This is a genomic window from Billgrantia gudaonensis (genome assembly GCF_900100195.1).
GTDB classification, from domain to species: Bacteria; Pseudomonadota; Gammaproteobacteria; order Pseudomonadales; family Halomonadaceae; genus Halomonas; species Halomonas gudaonensis.
The window spans coordinates 12,462-28,925 of record NZ_FNES01000012.1 but is presented as its reverse complement, the minus strand read 5'-3'; the positions used below and the strand labels follow the sequence as shown (position 1 = coordinate 28,925).

Here is a 16,464-nt window from a genome sequence, read left to right as displayed (position 1 = left end):
GGCTCAATAGATCCGGTAGCGCCGATAGTCGGGGCGGCCTTCCTGCTGCTGGATCACCTTGCGGTAGCGTTTGTACTCCCACTGGTACTGGGCGGGGTCGAGGGCGATGGCGGCTTCCACGCAGGCGTTGACGCCGCTGGCCGACTCGCCTTCGTCCGTCGAGTAGACGCGCTCGTCGGCGGCCAGGAAGTGGATGGCGAAGCCGCGGCCGGGCAGGCGGCGTGCCACGCCGGTGACCACTCGCGCTTCGGTGCGCGCCACCAGCTTGGGCAGCAGGGTGGCGGTGTAGGCGAGCCGTCCGAAGAAGGGGGCGAAGACGCCGCTGCCCCAGGAGGGTTCCTGGTCGGGCAGGATGCCCACGGCTTCGCTGCGCTTGAGCGCCTTGAGCAGCGCCGCTACGCCACGCGGGTTGGTGGGCACCAGCCGGGCACCCATGCGCTCGCGACCCTGGCGGATCACCGGGTCGAGAGGAGCGATCTTGGGCGGCTCGTACATGGCGGTGAAGGGGAAGTGGCCGGACAGCCAGAAGTTGAGCACTTCCCAGTTGCCGAAATGGGGAGCGAGCACGATGACGCCGCGCCCCTCGGTGCGCGCGGCGTCGAGCAGCTCGCGTCCGTGCACCTCGAGAATGCTGGCTTCCACCCGTTTCGGCGGCGCCATCCAGGCCAGGCCCAGCTCGAGCATGGTGGCGGCGGAGTGGGTGAGGCTCGCGCGCGCCAGGCGCCGGCGGTCCTTGTCGGCGAGCTCGGGGTAGACCTGGGCGAGATTGATCTCGGTGACCTGGCGCTCGCGACGGCTGAATGCGTGGACCAGCGGACCGGTCAACCGGGCGAGCCGCCATAGCGTGGGCAAGCGGCGATTGGCCAGGACACCCCACAGAGCGGTGATGACGCGAGCCTGAAGGACGGCGAGGCGAGGGTCACGACGGGCCATGGGCGCTTAGAAAAGCCAGGTCGTCACGTCATCCGGGGCGCGGTGCTCCTGGAGGCGCTTGATGCCTTTCACGCAGCGGATGACCAGCCAGAGCACCGCCAGCAGCCAGGTGAGAAAGCCGATCAGCACCAGGGTGAGTACCCCCGAGACGCCGAAATAGAGCACGCCGATCCAGAAGGTGCGGATCAGGAAGCGGTAGTGGTCGTCGAGCCAGGCGGGGCCTTCGCCGCGGTAGACGTAGGCCATCACCACGCCCACCAAGGCGGTGAGACCACCGCTGACGATGCCCGCCAGGAAGAGGGCGTAGACGACGATGGGCAGGGTGGTGTCGGTGCGTTTGCCGGGCTCGGCGGCATGCCGGTCGGAGTGTGCTGGGTCGTTCATGGGACTCCCGCTGCGACGACGTTGATTGGCGCCAATGATACCGGGCGTGAGCGACAATGCCAGCCGGGGGCTGGTTCTAGCTTTAGCTCACGCTGGGCCGCGTCGGTCGGCTGATCTCCAGCAAGTTGCCGTCGGGGTCGCGCAGGTAGAGCGATTCGATGGGCCCGGTGGCGCCCTGGCGCTCCACCGGGCCCAGTTCCACGGCGACGTCCAGCGCCTCCAGGTGGCGTGCCACTTCGTCCAGCGGCAGCAGGCTGCGTAGGCACAGATCGAGGCTGCCGGGGGTGGGCGTGGCGGCGCGCGGCTCGATGTCGGTGGCCGTCCAGTGCAGGCGCAGGGCGATGTCGCCCAGCATCAGGTCGACCCGCTCGCGGTCGCGGTAGCGAACCTCGAGACCGAGCACTCGGGTGTAGAAGTCCACGGCGCGGGAAATGTCGGTCACGGTGATGACCAGGTGGTCCAGACCTGACAGCATTCGTTTCTCCTTGGAGGAAGGTTCTGGCACAGAGGATACGATGATGCAGACTTGCCCGCTATGCGCATCCCGCGACTGCCTACCCTATCACCGCGATGCGCGGCGTGCGTATCACCGCTGCCAGCGCTGCGAGCTGGTGTTCGTACCCCCGGCGTTCCACCTGTCGCCGGCGGCGGAGAAGGCCGAGTACGACAAGCACGAGAACCATCCCGACGATCCCGGCTATCGACGCTTCCTGTCGCGGCTCTTCATGCCGCTGCGCGAGCGGCTCGCGCCCGATGCATGCGGGCTCGACTTCGGTGCCGGCCCGGGGCCGACCCTGTCGGTGATGTTTGCCGAGGCCGGCCATCCCATGGCCATCTACGACCCCTACTACGCGCCGGACGCCAGCGTACTGAGCGACACCTACGACTTCATCACCGCCACCGAGGTGGTGGAGCATCTGCAAGCCCCCGGCCGTGAGCTGGTGCGGCTGGTCGAGAGACTCGCCCTCGACGGCTGGCTGGGGATCATGACCAAGCGCGTGCGGTCCCGCGAGGCGTTCGCCCGCTGGCACTACATCCAGGATCCTACCCACGTGTGCTTCTTCAGCGAGGCGACCTTTTGCTGGGTGGCACGTAGGCTTGGCTTGCACGTCGAATTTCCCGCGGCGGACGTGGTACTGCTGCAGAAAACGAACGCGACCGCCGGGTTATTGAGCGATTTCGATAACACCCTGTTATACGGCGGAAAATCTCGTCACTGACGTTGACTCGCAGGGCCTTGGGCGTATGATCTCCGCCGCGCCGTTCGTTCGCTCGGCCCATTGACGCGTGCCGGTCGGCACGACGGTGGCGGGCGTTTTTCCGGCGTATCGACCATCCTGTGTGCTGACTCCCAAGCGAGGCGAGAACATGTCGCGGCAACTGCTGGCCATGGCCCTGGCGCCCCTGCTGGGGCTGTTCATACTCGGCATCGGCAATGGTTTCCTGGCCACGGTGATCACCCTGCGCCTGGATGCCGCCGGGGAGTCGCCGATGGTGATCGGCTGGGTGTCGTCGGCCTATTTCATCGGCCTGGCACTGGGGGCCATGCTCAACGACCGGCTGCTGCTGCGCATCGGCCATATCCGCGCCTACGGCAGCTTCGCTTCGCTGGTGGCGGTCACGGTGCTGCTGCAGGGGCTGGTCGCCGAGCCCTGGGCCTGGTTCGGCCTGCGCCTGATCGGCGGCTGGGCGACGGTGGGCGTGTATCTGGTCATCGAGAGCTGGCTGCTCACCGCGGGCGAGGCTAAGGTGCGCGGCCGCTTGCTGGCGCTGTACATGATCTCGCTCTACGCCGCGGGCGTTCTCGGCCAGCTGCTGCTGGGGCTGACCGAGGCCATGGGCGGTTCGGCCTCGTTCATCGTCATCGGCATGCTGGCGTCCCTCTCCGTGCTGCCCATGGCGATGATTCCACGGGTCTCGCCGCTGATCGACAAGGCCGAGCCGCTCTCGCCGCTGCGCCTGATCACGCTGACGCCCACCGGGGTGATGGGCAGTTTCGGCTCGGGACTGGCGGTGGCGGCGGTCTACACCTTGCTGCCGCTCTACCTGCAGCGTGTCGGTTTCACGGTGGACCGCGTCGGCCAGATGATGGCCGTGGTGGTGCTCGGTGCCTTGTTGCTGCAATACCCGGTGGGACGCTGGTCCGATCGCCATGACCGGCAGATGGTGCTGATTCTGATCGGCGGCTTCTGCACGGCGATCTCTGTGGCCGTGCTGCTGTTGCCGATGACCTCCTGGCTGCTGGCGGGGCTGCTGTTCCTGCTCGGGGGCGGTGTCTTCTCGCTCTATCCGGTGGCGGTGGGCCATGCCGCCGACCGCGCCCCGGCCGGGGCGTTGGTGCGCATGAGCCAGGGGCTGCTGTTGATCAATGCCATCGGCTCTGCACTGAGCCCCTCGCTGGTCTCGCCGCTGATGGTGGTCATGGGCGATGCCGGGCTGTTCTGGGCCTTCGGGGGGTTGGGGCTATTCCTGGTGGGTTTCTTCGCCTGGCGGCGCAGCGTACGCCCGGCGCCGGTGCCGGTGGCGCCCTTCGCGCCGACCACGCCCATGTCGTCGGTGGGTGCCGAACTGGTGGTCACCGAGGAGCTGGTGCAGGGTGCCATCGAGCACGAACACGTCGAGGATCTCTCCGCTGCCGTGCCCGAGGTGGCGGTCGTCGAGCCGCTGGTGGGCCCACCACCGGCCGACGAGCCGCATATCGTCTACTATGACGAGGCCGCTGCACCATCGAGCGATGACGGTGCCGACCGGGAAGGCGAAACCCTGACCGAGTCGCCGCAGTCCGGATACCATGGCTGATCGCCACGCATGGCGTGCTGCCGATGTCCCCGCCGGGCACAGTGGGGCTGCCGATCATGCGACATTGGGCTAATGGTTAACGTAAAGTAGGGAATCTACTATCGCCGTTATCATTTTCCCTGAGGTGTTGCCATGGTTTCCTTTTCTCCCCCCGTCCGTGACCTGCGTTTCGTGCTCGAGGAACTGCTCGAGCATCGCTCTCTCTCGTTGCCCGTTTTCGAGGAGGCGAGCCCGGAGCTGGTCGAGGCGGTGCTGGAGGAGGCCGGGAAGCTCGCCGGTGAGGTCTGGGCACCGCTCAACGTCAGCGGCGACCGCCAGGGCTGCACGCGCCGCGACGACGGTGGAGTGACCCTGCCCGATGGCTTTGCCGAGGCCTACCGGGCCTATGCGGAGGGCGGCTGGAACGGCATCGGCGTGGCCGAGGCGCAGGGCGGGCAGGGTCTGCCCGAAGTGGTGGCGAGCAGCGTGCAGGAGATGCTCCACGGCGCCAACATGGCCCTGGGCCTGTGCCCCATGCTCACTGCCGGGGCCATCGAGGCGCTCGCTCACCACGGCAGCGAGGCGCAGAAGGCCATCTACCTGCCCAGGCTGGTGGAAGGTTTCTGGACCGGCACCATGAATCTCACCGAGCCCCAGGCGGGCTCCGATCTCTCCAAGGTGCGCACCCGCGCCGTGCCCAGCGACGACGTGCCCGGCGAGTATCGCCTCTTCGGCCAGAAGATATTCATCACCTGGGGCGAGCACGAGGCCAGCGAGAACATCGTTCACCTGGTGCTGGCGCGCACGCCGAACGCCCCCGAGGGCAACAAGGGCATTTCGCTGTTCCTGGTGCCCAAGTTCCTGGTCGACGAGGAGGGTTCCCTGGGCCGGCGCAACGACGTCATCTGCGCGGCCATCGAGCACAAGCTGGGCATCCACGGCTCGCCCACCTGCACGCTGAGTTTCGGCGAGAACGATGGGGCCATCGGCTATCTGGTGGGCGACGAGGGACGCGGTCTCAACCATATGTTCACCATGATGAACGAGGCGCGCCACAAGGTGGGTGTGCAGGGCATCGGCGTGGCCGAGCGCGCCTGCCAGCACGCCTTCGCCTATGCGCTGGAGCGCGTTCAGGGCAAAGCCCACGGCCGCGAGAGCTCCATCAGCGAGCATCTCGACGTGCGCCGCATGCTGCTCTCCATGCGGGCACGCACCGATGCTCTACGCGCCCTGGCCCTGACCTGCGCTGCCGAACTCGACGTGGCGCGCCACGCTGCCGATGAGGCCGAGCGGCGTGCCGCCCAGGCGCGGGTCGACGTGCTGATCCCGGTGGTCAAGGCCTTCTCCACCGATCAGGCCGTGGAGATCGCCTCGCTGGGCGTGCAGGTTCACGGTGGCATGGGCTACATCGAGGAGACCGGCGCCGCCCAACTGCTGCGCGATGCGCGCATCGCGCCGATCTACGAGGGCACCAACGGCATCCAGGCGCTCGACTTGGCCGGGCGCAAGCTGCAGCGCGACGGCGGGGCGGCCCTGGCGAGGCTGATCGACGACGTCGAGGCGACCGCTCAGGCGCTGGCTGCCAGCCCCGAACTGGCCCACTTGAGCCCCGGCCTGGCGGCTGGGGTGGCCGATCTGCGTGCCGCCTTCGCGGCGGTGCTGGAGCAGGGCGCCGATCCCGCCCAGGGAGCGGATGCCATCCAGGCCTATGCCACGCCCTTCCTGAGTCTCGTCGGCCACGTGCTGTGCGCCTGGCAGATGGGGCGTGCGGCCTTCAAGGCCCAGGCCGCCATCAAGGCCGGCAGCCAGGAGCCCTTCTACGCCGCCAAGCTGGCCAGCGCCGATTATGCCATTCGCCACTGGCTGCCGGTGGGGCGCGCCCAGCGCGCGGTGATCGAGGCCGGCATGGAAAGCCTGGCCGCCTTCGACGCCCGCTCTCAGTGACCGGTGAGGCCCGGCGCTCCGTTCCCGCAGCGCCGGTCCCCATCATCGCGTCAGCATAACGACAATGCCATCACGGAGCCCACACAGCATGAACGACAGCCTCTTCGAACAGGGCCTGCCCAAGACGCCGGCCAACCACGTCGCGCTCTCGCCGCTTACCTTCATCGAGCGCAGCGCTTCCATCTATCCCGACTACCCGGCGGTGATCCACGGCGAGGTCCGGCGCAACTGGGCCGAGACCTGGACGCGCTGTCGCCGGCTGGCCTCGGCGCTCGAGAAACGCGGCATCAGGCCCGGCGAAACGGTGGCGGCGATGCTGCCCAACGTGCCGGCGATGTTCGAGGCCCATTTCGGGGTGCCGCTGGCCGGCTGCGTGCTGAACACGCTCAACATCCGTCTGGACGCAGCGGCCATCGCCTACATGCTCGAGCATGGCGAGGCACGGGCCGTGCTCGTCGACCCGGAATTCGCGCCGGTGATCGAGGAGGCCATTGCGGATCTGGCCATCAAGCCGCTGGTGATCGACGTCGACGACGCCCTGTTCGAGGGCGAAGCGCGCCGCATCGGTGCGGTCGAGTACGAAGCCCTGCTCGCCGAAGGCGATCCCGAGTACCCGTACCGCCTGCCCGAGGACGAATGGCAGGCGATCTCGCTCAACTACACCTCCGGCACCACCGGCAAGCCCAAGGGGGTCGTCTACCACCATCGCGGCGCTTACCTGAACGCGGTGAGCAACATCCTCGAATGGGCCATGCCGCACCACCCGGTCTACCTGTGGACGCTGCCGATGTTTCACTGCAACGGCTGGTGCTTCCCCTGGACCATCGCCGCCAACGCCGGCGTCAGCGTCTGTCTGCGCAAGGTCGATCCGAAGCGGATCATGAGCCTGATCGCCGACGAGGGCGTGACCCACTTCAGCGGCGCGCCCATCGTGCTCAACGGCCTGGTCAATCTGCCCGAGGCCGACAAGCGCGACTTCGATCATCCCGTGAAGGTGACCACCGCCGGCGCCGCGCCGCCCGCTTCGGTGATCGCCGGCGTCGAGACGCTCGGCATCGAGGTGACCCACGTCTACGGCCTCACCGAGGTCTACGGCCCGGTGACGGTGTGCGCCTGGCGCGAGGCGTGGGACGAGCTGCCGCTCGAGCAGCGCGCCAAGATAAAGGCGCGTCAGGGCGTGCGCTATCACATGCTCGAGGCGCTGTGCGTGGCCGACCCCAACACCCTCGAACCGGTGCCCAAGGATGGCCAGACCATCGGCGAGATACTGATGCGCGGCAACAACGTCATGAAGGGCTACCTCAAGAACGAGGCGGCCACCGAGCAGGCGCTGGAGGGCGGCTGGTACCATACCGGCGATCTGGCCGTGTGGCATCCCGATGGCTACGTGGAGATCAAGGACCGCTCCAAGGACATCATCATCTCCGGCGGCGAGAACATCTCCACCATCGAGGTCGAGGATGCGATCTACGGCCATCCGGCCGTGGAGGAAGCGGCCGTGGTGGCCAAGCCCGACGAGAAGTGGGGCGAGACGCCGTGCGCCTTCGTCAAGCTCAAGACGGGCTATGGGGAGGTCAGCGAGGCCGACATCATCGCCCACTGCCGCGAGCATCTGGCCGGATACAAGGTGCCCAAGACGGTGATCTTCACCGAACTGCCCAAGACGTCCACCGGCAAGATTCAGAAATTCGTGCTGCGCGAACAGGCGCGCCAGCAGTGAACGGGAGAGACAGCATGAGTCAACGAGCGATCGGTGTCGTCGGCGCCGGCACCATGGGTCAGGGCATCGCCCAGGTAGTGGCCGCCAGCGGCTTTCCCGTCCAGCTCTACGACGTGGCCGATGCGCAGCTCGAGCGCGCGAGGACGGCCATCGACAAGGGCTTGGGCAAGTTGGTGGCCAAGGACAAGCTCAGCGAGGTGGAGAAGGATGCCGCGCTGGACCGGCTGGCCACCACTACGGCTCTGGATGCGCTGTGCGACTGTGCGGTGATCATCGAGGCCGCTCCCGAGCAGCCGGCGCTCAAGGAGAAGCTGTTCGGCGATCTCAGCCGCCTCACCCATGAGGCGATACTCGCCTCCAACACCTCGTCGCTGTCGCTGACCCGCCTCGCTGCGGTGTGCGAGCGTCCCGAGCGCGTGGTGGGGATGCACTTCTTCAATCCGGTGCCGGTGCTCAGGCTCGTCGAGGTGATCCGCGCCGAGCAGACTTCGGACGCCACCGTGGCCACCATCGAGCAGCTGGCCAAGGATCTCGGCAAGACGCCGGTAGCCATCGCCGACTCGCCGGGGTTCGCCGTCAATCGCCTGCTGGTGCCGATGATCAACGAAGCGGCTTTCCTGGTGCAGGAGGGGGCCGCCACGCCGCATGCCATCGACGAGGCCATGAAGCTCGGTGCCGCTCATCCCATGGGCCCGCTGCAGCTTGCCGACCTGATCGGCCTGGACGTCTGCCTGGCGATCATGGAGGTGTTGCAGGAGGGCTTCGGCGATCCCAAGTACCGTCCTTGCCCCCTGCTCAAGCGCATGGTGGCCGCCGGCTATCTTGGCAGGAAGAGCGGCCGCGGCTTCCACGTCTACGAATAGCGGCCGGCTCGAGCGCTACGCGTCTTTTCGGCGTCGGCTCAGACCGGGCAGCACCAGCAGCGCGGCCAGCAGCCAAACCGGCCAGCTACCGGTGCGGGTGAAGGGCGTGTGGCCGCTCGTGGGGACGACCTCGGCCGTTAGGGTGGTCGTCTCGAACTGCGGCGCCCGGGCGATGACTCGCCCCTGGGCGTCGATCACCGCAGTGACGCCGTTGCTGGTGGCGCGTACCACCGGACGGCCGTTCTCCAGGGCACGCAGGCGGGCCATCTGCAGGTGCTGCAGGGGGCCGATGGAGGCGCCGAACCAGGTGTCGTTGGACACCGTCAGCAGCATCTCGGCATCGCGGGCACGGCTCGCCACCAGGTCGGGATAGATGATCTCGTAGCAGATGGCGTTGCCGAGCCGCGTACCGGCCGCCTCGATGGGCCTCTGCTGTGCAGGGCCCGGCGTCATGGCCGGCATCGGCAGGTCGAAGAAGGCGATGGCGCCGCGCAACAGCGTCTCCAGCGGCAGGTATTCGCCGAAGGGCACCAGGTGCGTCTTGCGGTACTGCCCCTCGGCATTGCCCAGGCCGATGACGCTGTTGAAGAAGAGTCCCTCGTCGTCGCGCTGCAGGATGCCGGTCAGCAGGGCGGTTTCCGGCGGCAGGCTCGCCTGGGCGCGTTCCAGGATGGGACGCGCTTCCTCCTCGAGCATCGGCAGGGCCGCCTCGGGCCAGACGACGAGGTCGTGGCGCTCATCCAGCTCGCGGGTCAGCTCGAGATAGGTGTTGGCAGCCGTGCGCTGTCCTTCCGGCGTCCACTTGATCAGTTGCGGCAGGTTGCCCTGCAGCAGTGCCACGCCGAGCGGATCGCCGGCGGGGGAGGTCCATTGGCCGGGCAGGGCCAGCGGCGCGAGCCACAGTGCGGCGATGGGGGCGGCCGCCCACCAGCGGCGGCGCAGGCACTCCACGCCGAGGCTGCCGGTCAGCGCGACGATCAGCGACAGGGCGTAGACGCCGCCGACCGGTGCCCAGCCCGCCAGCGGCGAATCGACCTGGGCCGTGCCGAGCAACAGCCAGGGAAAGCCGGTGAACAGCCAGGTGCGCAGCCATTCGCCGAGCACCCAGGCGCCGGCGAAGGAGAGCCACGCCAGGCGTGGCCCGGTGAGCCGGCGGTAGAGCCACAGCGTCACGGCGAAGAACAGGGCCAGGCCGGCCACGAAGAGAGAGGTCAGGGCCAGCGCCAGCGGGACGCCGGTATAGCCGTAATCGTGGATGGAGACATAGACCCAGGAGGCGCCGGAACCGAACAGGCCCACCCCGTAGCTCCAGCCCTTCAACGCGACCTGGCCGGGCGTCAGACCATGCAGGCCGACGTACATCAGGCCGGCGGCCACGGGGCCGAGCCACCAGAGCGAGAACGGGGCAGCGGTGAGGGTGGTGAGTACCCCGGCGGCCAGGGCCGCCAGGTAGTGCAGGGCGGGGGAGAGGCGCGTCTCGGTCATCGTTCGTCCCTGTGGATGATACCGTTTGGCTCGCTATTCGGGGTCGGTGCTGGGAGCGGCCTCGAGCAGGCGGATGCGGCGGTTGTCGGCATTGAGCACGGTGAAGCGCCAGCCGCCGAGTTCGGCATGCTCGCCGCGTCCGGGCAGGTGCCCGAAGCGCTGCATCACCAGGCCGCCCAGGGTGTCGAATTCCTCGTCGGAGAAACGGGTGCCGAAGCGCTCGTTGAATTCCTCGATGGGCGTCAGTGCGCGAATGGCGTAGCGGCCATCGCCCAGGTCGCGGATGTCGTCCTCCTCCTCGGTGTCGTGCTCGTCCTCGATGTCGCCGACGATCTGCTCGAGGATGTCCTCGATGGTGACGATGCCGGCGGTGCCTCCATATTCGTCGACCACCACCGCCATGTGGTTGTGGGTGTCGCGGAACTCCTTGAGCAGGCTGTTGAGGCGCTTGGATTCGGGAATGAACATCGCCGGGCGCAGCACTTCCTCGAGGCGAAAGCCCTCGCGCTCTTCGGCCGAGCGGCTGATCAACGGCAGCAGGTCCTTGGCCAGCAGCAGCCCCTTGACCTCGTCCAGGTTCTCGCCAATCACCGGATAGCGCGAGTGGCCGGTATCGCTGATGAGCGAAAGGTACTCGTCGATGGGCTGGTCGACGGCGATGGCGGCGACCTGGGAGCGCGGAATCAGCACCTCGCGAACCTGCTGGTCGCTGATCTGCATCGCGCCCTCGATGATGCGCATGGCGTCCTGATCGAGCTTGAGGCGGCTGGCCGCCTGGCGGAGGAACTCCAGGAGTTCGAGCCGCGAACTGGGTTCGTCGTTGTCACCGGAGAGGGCGCCGAGCAGTTTGTCGAGCCAGGATCGGTTGCCTGGGCCGTTCGATCGGTCTTCGCTCATGGGTCGGGTCTCTCGTTCTCGCTGTCGGCAGGTGGCGTACCTGCGGCGGATCGGGGCACGTAGGGATCGGGAATGGCCAGGCCGGCCAGTAGCTCGCGCTCCAGCCGTTCCATGGCCTCGGCTTCGGCGTCGTCGATGTGATCATGGCCCAGCAGGTGCAGCGTGCCATGAATGACCAGGTGGGCGTAATGATCGCGAAGCGGCTTGCGTTGTTCGACAGCCTCGCGCTCGACCACCGGATGGCAGACCACCAGGTCGCCGAGCAGCGGCAGTGCGAGGCCCGGCGGTGCCTCGAACGGAAAGGAGAGCACGTTGGTTGGCCGGTCGCGGCCGCGATAGTCGCGATTCAGCGCCTGACTCTCCGCGGCGTCGACGAAACGCACGGTCAACTCGTGGCGCGACTCCTGCGGGTAGCGAGCGAGCACGGCATCGACCCAGGCCTCGAGTTCGGCCTGGGTCGGAAGTCCGCCGGTCTCGACGGCGACCTGTCGGTCGATGAGCGGCGCCGTCATGATTCGTTGCGCTCGTCGTTGCCCTGGTCGGGGGGCCGCTTGTTCTGCCGGGCCTGCTCCAGCCGCTCCTGCCGGAGGGTCTCGCGCGCTTCGCGCTGGGCGCGCTCCTGCGCCTCCTGATCGGCCTCGAAGCTCTCGTAGGCCTCGATGATGCGCTGCACCAGCGGATGGCGCACCACGTCTTTGGCGGAGAAGTGGGTGACGCCGATGCCGGGCGTTCCCTTGAGGACTTCCAGCACCTGGATCAGGCCGGAATTCTGGCCCCGCGGGAGGTCGACCTGGGTGATGTCGCCGGTGATCACCGCCGTGGAGCCGAAGCCGATGCGGGTCAGGAACATCTTCATCTGTTCGCGGGTGGTGTTCTGGCTCTCGTCGAGAATGATGAAGGCGTTGTTCAGCGTACGCCCGCGCATGTAGGCCAACGGGGCGATCTCGATCACCTGTCGCTCGATCAGCTTGCCCACCTGCTCGAAGCCGAGCATCTCGTAGAGCGCATCGTAGAGCGGGCGCAGGTAGGGGTCGATCTTCTGCGCCAGGTCGCCGGGCAGGAAGCCGAGCTTCTCGCCGGCCTCCACCGCCGGGCGCACCAGCAGGATGCGGCGCACCTCCTGCTGGTTGAGGGCTTCCACCGCCGCTGCCACCGCCAGATAGGTCTTGCCGGTACCGGCGGGACCGATGCCGAAGTTGATGTCGTGGGCGCGAATGCTCGAGACGTAGCCCTGCTGGTTGGCACCGCGCGGCTTGATCAGCTGCTTGGGGGTTCGCAGCAGCACCTCGTCGTCGTTGTGCCCCTCTTCCTCCTCCAGTGCCTCGCGGCCGGATTCCTGCAGGAAAAGATGCACGGTGTGGGGAGAGAGGTCGCTCGCCTCGGCCTCGCGGTAGAGGTGCTCGAGAACGTTGGCCGCGGCCTTGACACGCTGACCGGGACCGGCCAGCTGAAAGACGTTGCCACGGTTGCGCAGGGTGATGCCGAGGCGCGATTCGACGAGCTTGAGGTGCTCGTCGCGTTGGCCGCACAGCTTGGCCAGACGTTGGGGATCGTTGGGTTCGAGGCTCAGAGTGATGACGCGATTGGCCTGAGTGGCATGCTGGCTCAAGGCGGAAGAATCCCTGCGTTGCGTGTGATGGCGCCAGCTTACTGCCCCGGCCATGGCCGGGGCAATGCGTGAAGATGGCTCGCTGGCGTCAGTATAGTTCGGGAGAGGCGAGCTCGCCGCGCAGTGAGTTGGGCAGCGCCTCGCTGATCTCCACGTCGACGAAATAACCGATCAGCTCGGTGGGGTTGGCGGCGCGGAAGTTGACCACGCGGTTGTTCTCGGTGCGTCCGGAGAGCTGGCCGGGATCCTTGGGGGCGAAGCCGGTGACCAGAATGCGCTGGGTGGTGCCCACCATGCGGCGGCTGATCTGCATGGCATGCTGGTTGATGCGCTCCTGCAGGATCGCCAGGCGCTGTTTCTTGACGCTCTCCGGGGTGTCGTCGGCGAGGTCCGCCGCCGGGGTACCGGGACGCGCCGAGTAGACGAAGCTGAAGGAGTGGTCGAAGCCGATGCGGTGGATCAGGTCCATGGTGGCTTCGAAGTCCTCCGCGGTTTCGCCGGGGAAGCCGATGATGAAGTCCGAGGAGAAACTGATGTCGGGCCGCAGGGCGCGGATGCGCTCCAGCTTGTCGATGTACTCCTCGACGCTGTGGCCGCGCTTCATGGCCGCGAGAATGCGGTTGGAGCCCGCCTGAACCGGTAGGTGCAGGTGGCTGACCAGCTCGGGTATCTCGCCATAGGCCTCGATCAGGCTGTCGGAGAACTCTACCGGGTGCGAGGTGGTGAAGCGGATGCGGTCGATGCCTTCCACCGCCGCCACGCAGGCGATCAGTTCGGCCAGGTCGATCTCGTCGCCCAGCCGGTTGAGGCCGCGATAGGCGTTGACGTTCTGGCCCAGCAGGTTGATCTCGCGCACGCCCTGATCGGCCAGGTGAATCACCTCGTCCATCACCGCCTCGAAGGGCCGCGAGACCTCCTCGCCGCGCGTGTAGGGCACCACGCAGAAGGTGCAGTACTTCGAACAGCCCTCCATGATCGACACGAAGGCCGTGGCGCCGTCGGAGCTCGGCTTGGGCAGGTGATCGAACTTCTCGATCTCGGGGAAGGTGACGTCGACCACCGAGATCGGTTGGGCGCTCTTGCCGCGCTGCTCGAGCATGTTGGGTACGCGGTGCAGCGTCTGCGGCCCGAACACCATGTCCACGTGGGGTGCGCGCTTGCGCAGATTCTCGCCTTCCTGGCTGGCCACGCAGCCGCCCACGCCGATCACCAGATCGGGGTTGGCCTCCTTGAGTTTCTTCCAGCGGCCGAGCTGGTGGAACACCTTCTCCTGCGCCTTTTCGCGAATCGAGCAGGTATTGAGCAGGATGACGTCGGCCTCGCCTTCGTCGTCGGTCAGCTCCAGCTGGTGGGACTCGCCGAGCAGATCCGCCATGCGTGCGGAGTCGTACTCGTTCATCTGGCAGCCGTGCGTCTTGATGAAGAGTTTCTTCGCCATAAGAATAGGGTCTTCGTCGGTTGCCCGACGCGTGTCACCGGTGAATGGAACGTCGCGAGGATGTGGCGCAGGGCCGTTGCGCAGGCCGGTCATTATACGCCAGCACCGGAGGCGGGGCCAGCGCGGGCTGGCCCTGGTTCCACTTCGGCTGTGGTAACCTGTCAGCCGGCCGCGGCCGGTGCTCCATGGCCAGGGTCGCGTCGCGATATCGGGTCGGTCATGTGATGATCAAGGTGCCGTAGGGCCCGGGGGACGGTACCTGGCAGCATCTCTCCAGCGTTTTTCCCGATGGTTGTCCACAGAATCTGTGAACAACTGCCCGAGTGGCACAGGTCTCATCGGTCATCGTCGCAACGGGAGGTTGGGCGATGGCATGGATCGCGGTAGAACGGTTGCCGCAGGAGCCTTCGACAGTCAGGACTACGGCATGATCATGCAACGAAGCAAGACGCTGTTGGCGGGAGCGATTCTGGGGCTTTGCGCCCTGCCCATCGCCGCCCAGCAGGATGACGGCGCGACCCACTGGGTTTCCGAGGAACTGACCACCTGGGTACGCAGCGGCCCCACCGACGGCTATCGCATCGTCGGCACCCTCACCGCCGGCGAACCGGTCACGGTGCTCGAGACCAGTGGCGACTACAGCCGCGTCGAGAACGGCGATGGGGAAACCGTCTGGGTGCTCAGCGAAGAACTGCAGCAGGAGCCCAGCGCCCAGCAGCGGTTGCCGGAGCTGCAATCGCGGGTGGAGACCCTGGAAGCGGAGCTCGCCAGCATCAACGACACCTGGGAGAACCGGGTGGCCAGCATGACGGAAACCCTCGAGACGCGTGAGCAGCGCATCGCCGAGCTCGAGGAGCGCAACCGGCAGCTGGAGGGACAGGAAGAGGAGTCGAGCGCGACCATTCGCGAGCTTCAGGCACGCCTCGATACCCAGGAAGAAGACCTGCTGATCCGCTACTTCATGTACGGCGGCGGCGTAGCCGGCGCCGGCCTGCTGGTGGGGCTGATCGTTCCCCACCTGCCGCGGAAACGGCGCAAGAACGACCGCTGGTTCTAGCGACCTGCCGGACTCGACGCCGATCGACGGCGAGGCGCGACGATCGGATGCATCCGACGGGCTCCAGGCATCCTCGAGGAGACGATATGGGACAGGAGTGGCGCGACCGCTGGCGCGAAGGGCGCATCGGCTTTCATCGCGATGCGACGCATCCCGCCTTGATGCGCTACTGGCCACGGCTCGGCGTACGCCCCGGCACCAAGGTGCTGGTACCGCTATGCGGCAAGAGCCTCGACATGCGCTGGCTGGCTCGCCATGACCATCCGGTGCTGGGCATCGAACTCGCCGAGGAAGCCATCGAACAGTTCGTGGCCGAAGGGGACGGAGCGGTGTCGCGCTACCGTCAGGAGCCTTTCACCATCTGCCGACAAGGCAGTGTCGAGTTGTGGTGCGGCGACTTCTTCCACTTCCACATCGAGCAGGCCGCCGAGATCGGTGCGTTCTACGACCGGGCGGCGTTGATCGCGCTGCCCGATGCCACCCGCCAGCGCTATGCCTTCCATCTGGCTCAGCTGATTCCCCCCGGTTCCCCCGGTCTGTTGATCAGCCTGACACGAGCGCCGGGCGACACCGGGGGGCCTCCCTACAGCACGGATGCCGCGGAGGTGCGGGAACTCTTCGAGCCCAACTTCCGGATCACGCATCTGGAAGACGGCGAACCGGAGCCCGGCAGCGGTTTCCGAGAAAGCGCATGGGCATTGGTGCGCCGCGGGCCAAGGGTGTGACTGCCGCGCTGGGAGTCGGTCGCATCTGACCGACTAGCGTGCGAGCAGTTGCCCGAGCTCGGGATCGCGGAAGGCGCGGTCCAGCGCGTTGCCGATCAGTTCGTTGAGCATTTCCGCATTCTCCTCGCGGTTGGGGCGCAGAGCGAAGCTCTGGGTTCGCCGCGAGGTGTAGGTGCCGGTGTAGGTGGTGCCGCCGTTGACGGCCTTGGCTTCGAGCACGGCTTCCAGCCGGGCCTCGCCGAGCAGCGGCTGGCCGTCCCCGCGTGCGTAGCCCAGGTGCTGGAGGGTGAGCGTCAGGGAGGGGCGGTCGGGGGCGGCCTCCGTGGTGGGCGAAAAGCCCATGTCGCGAACCGCGCGCTCGGCCTCGCGCTGCAGACGGGGAGTCAACTCACGGGGCGTGACGGTGATGACCGACGTGGACATGGCATCGCCCGAGCGCGTCCCGATCACCTCGTCTTCGCGTGCATCGGCGGCCTTGACGGTCACTGCCTGGCCGCTGCCGGCCTGAGGCACCTCGGCGCTGCGCTTGGGGTCCAGTTGCAGATAATGCGGGCTGGCACAGCCGGCCAGTACCAGGGTGGCCAGCAGGGCGGTCGCGAGGCGCCCCAGGTGGTGTCCAAGCATGAGAATC

At 67.3% G+C, this 16,464-nt stretch carries 16 protein-coding genes; 7 read left to right on the top strand and 9 right to left on the bottom strand.

Annotated features, from left to right (window positions below):
* Positions 1-3: 3 nt before the first annotated feature.
* The 3 genes from BLP96_RS13915 to BLP96_RS13905 form a co-directional block, all read right to left on the bottom strand.
* Positions 4-933, bottom strand: a complete 930-nt coding sequence (locus BLP96_RS13915; protein ID WP_089687171.1) for a lysophospholipid acyltransferase family protein — start codon at positions 931-933, stop codon at positions 4-6.
* Between the two features lie 6 nt (positions 934-939).
* Positions 940-1,317, bottom strand: coding sequence for a DUF4870 family protein (locus BLP96_RS13910; RefSeq protein WP_089687169.1), 378 nt, complete (start codon positions 1,315-1,317; stop codon positions 940-942).
* An 82-nt stretch (positions 1,318-1,399) separates the two neighbouring features.
* Positions 1,400-1,792: a VOC family protein gene (locus BLP96_RS13905; RefSeq protein ID WP_089687167.1), complete on the bottom strand. Its 393-nt coding sequence runs from the start codon at positions 1,790-1,792 to the stop codon at positions 1,400-1,402.
* A gap of 40 nt (positions 1,793-1,832) precedes the next feature.
* Here BLP96_RS13905 and BLP96_RS13900 point away from each other — a divergent pair, with 40 nt between their 5' ends.
* The 5 genes from BLP96_RS13900 to BLP96_RS13880 all read left to right on the top strand — a co-directional run bounded on the left by BLP96_RS13900 (position 1,833) and on the right by BLP96_RS13880 (position 8,622).
* A complete protein-coding gene (locus BLP96_RS13900; RefSeq protein ID WP_089687165.1) occupies positions 1,833-2,537 on the top strand; it encodes a class I SAM-dependent methyltransferase in 705 nt (234 codons plus the stop codon).
* Between the two features lie 148 nt (positions 2,538-2,685).
* On the top strand, positions 2,686-4,116 hold the full coding sequence (locus BLP96_RS13895; RefSeq protein WP_089687163.1) for an MFS transporter: 1,431 nt from the start codon (positions 2,686-2,688) through the stop codon (positions 4,114-4,116).
* Positions 4,117-4,248: 132 nt separating this feature from the next.
* On the top strand, positions 4,249-6,039 hold the full coding sequence (locus tag BLP96_RS13890) for an acyl-CoA dehydrogenase (protein WP_089687161.1): 1,791 nt from the start codon (positions 4,249-4,251) through the stop codon (positions 6,037-6,039).
* Positions 6,040-6,127: 88 nt separating this feature from the next.
* Positions 6,128-7,759 (top strand): acyl-CoA synthetase, encoded by a 1,632-nt coding sequence (locus BLP96_RS13885; protein WP_089687159.1) that lies wholly within the window; start codon positions 6,128-6,130, stop codon positions 7,757-7,759.
* A gap of 14 nt (positions 7,760-7,773) precedes the next feature.
* Positions 7,774-8,622, top strand: a complete 849-nt coding sequence (locus BLP96_RS13880) for a 3-hydroxybutyryl-CoA dehydrogenase (protein ID WP_089687156.1) — start codon at positions 7,774-7,776, stop codon at positions 8,620-8,622.
* Positions 8,623-8,637: 15 nt separating this feature from the next.
* Here the strand turns inward: BLP96_RS13880 and lnt are convergent, their stop codons facing one another.
* From lnt to miaB, 5 genes are all read right to left on the bottom strand, one after another.
* Positions 8,638-10,107, bottom strand: coding sequence for an apolipoprotein N-acyltransferase (gene lnt / locus BLP96_RS13875; RefSeq protein ID WP_089687154.1), 1,470 nt, complete (start codon positions 10,105-10,107; stop codon positions 8,638-8,640).
* A gap of 33 nt (positions 10,108-10,140) precedes the next feature.
* Positions 10,141-11,004 (bottom strand): HlyC/CorC family transporter, encoded by an 864-nt coding sequence (locus tag BLP96_RS13870; protein WP_089687152.1) that lies wholly within the window; start codon positions 11,002-11,004, stop codon positions 10,141-10,143.
* Positions 11,001-11,516 carry an rRNA maturation RNase YbeY gene (gene ybeY / locus BLP96_RS13865; RefSeq protein ID WP_089687150.1) on the bottom strand — a complete coding sequence of 172 codons (516 nt, stop codon included), beginning with the start codon at positions 11,514-11,516 and terminating at the stop codon, positions 11,001-11,003. Before ybeY ends, BLP96_RS13870 begins: the two co-directional genes overlap by 4 nt.
* Positions 11,513-12,613: a PhoH family protein gene (locus BLP96_RS13860; RefSeq protein ID WP_089687147.1), complete on the bottom strand. Its 1,101-nt coding sequence runs from the start codon at positions 12,611-12,613 to the stop codon at positions 11,513-11,515. Before BLP96_RS13860 ends, ybeY begins: the two co-directional genes overlap by 4 nt.
* 88 nt (positions 12,614-12,701) lie before the next feature.
* A complete protein-coding gene (gene miaB / locus BLP96_RS13855; protein ID WP_089687145.1) occupies positions 12,702-14,051 on the bottom strand; it encodes a tRNA (N6-isopentenyl adenosine(37)-C2)-methylthiotransferase MiaB in 1,350 nt (449 codons plus the stop codon).
* A gap of 427 nt (positions 14,052-14,478) precedes the next feature.
* On the opposite strand from miaB, the gene BLP96_RS13850 reads away from it, so the two are divergent.
* Together BLP96_RS13850 and BLP96_RS13845 are read left to right on the top strand one after the other, a co-directional pair.
* The gene (locus tag BLP96_RS13850) at positions 14,479-15,108 is read left to right on the top strand and encodes a TIGR04211 family SH3 domain-containing protein (protein WP_089687319.1); all 630 of its coding nucleotides are present in this window, start codon (positions 14,479-14,481) and stop codon (positions 15,106-15,108) included.
* 86 nt (positions 15,109-15,194) lie between these two features.
* Entirely contained in the window at positions 15,195-15,833 is a 639-nt protein-coding gene (locus BLP96_RS13845) for a class I SAM-dependent methyltransferase (RefSeq protein ID WP_089687143.1), read from the top strand.
* Between the two features lie 33 nt (positions 15,834-15,866).
* Here the strand turns inward: BLP96_RS13845 and BLP96_RS13840 are convergent, their stop codons facing one another.
* Positions 15,867-16,457 carry a YajG family lipoprotein gene (locus tag BLP96_RS13840; protein WP_089687141.1) on the bottom strand — a complete coding sequence of 197 codons (591 nt, stop codon included), beginning with the start codon at positions 16,455-16,457 and terminating at the stop codon, positions 15,867-15,869.
* Between the last annotated feature and the right edge of the window lie 7 nt (positions 16,458-16,464).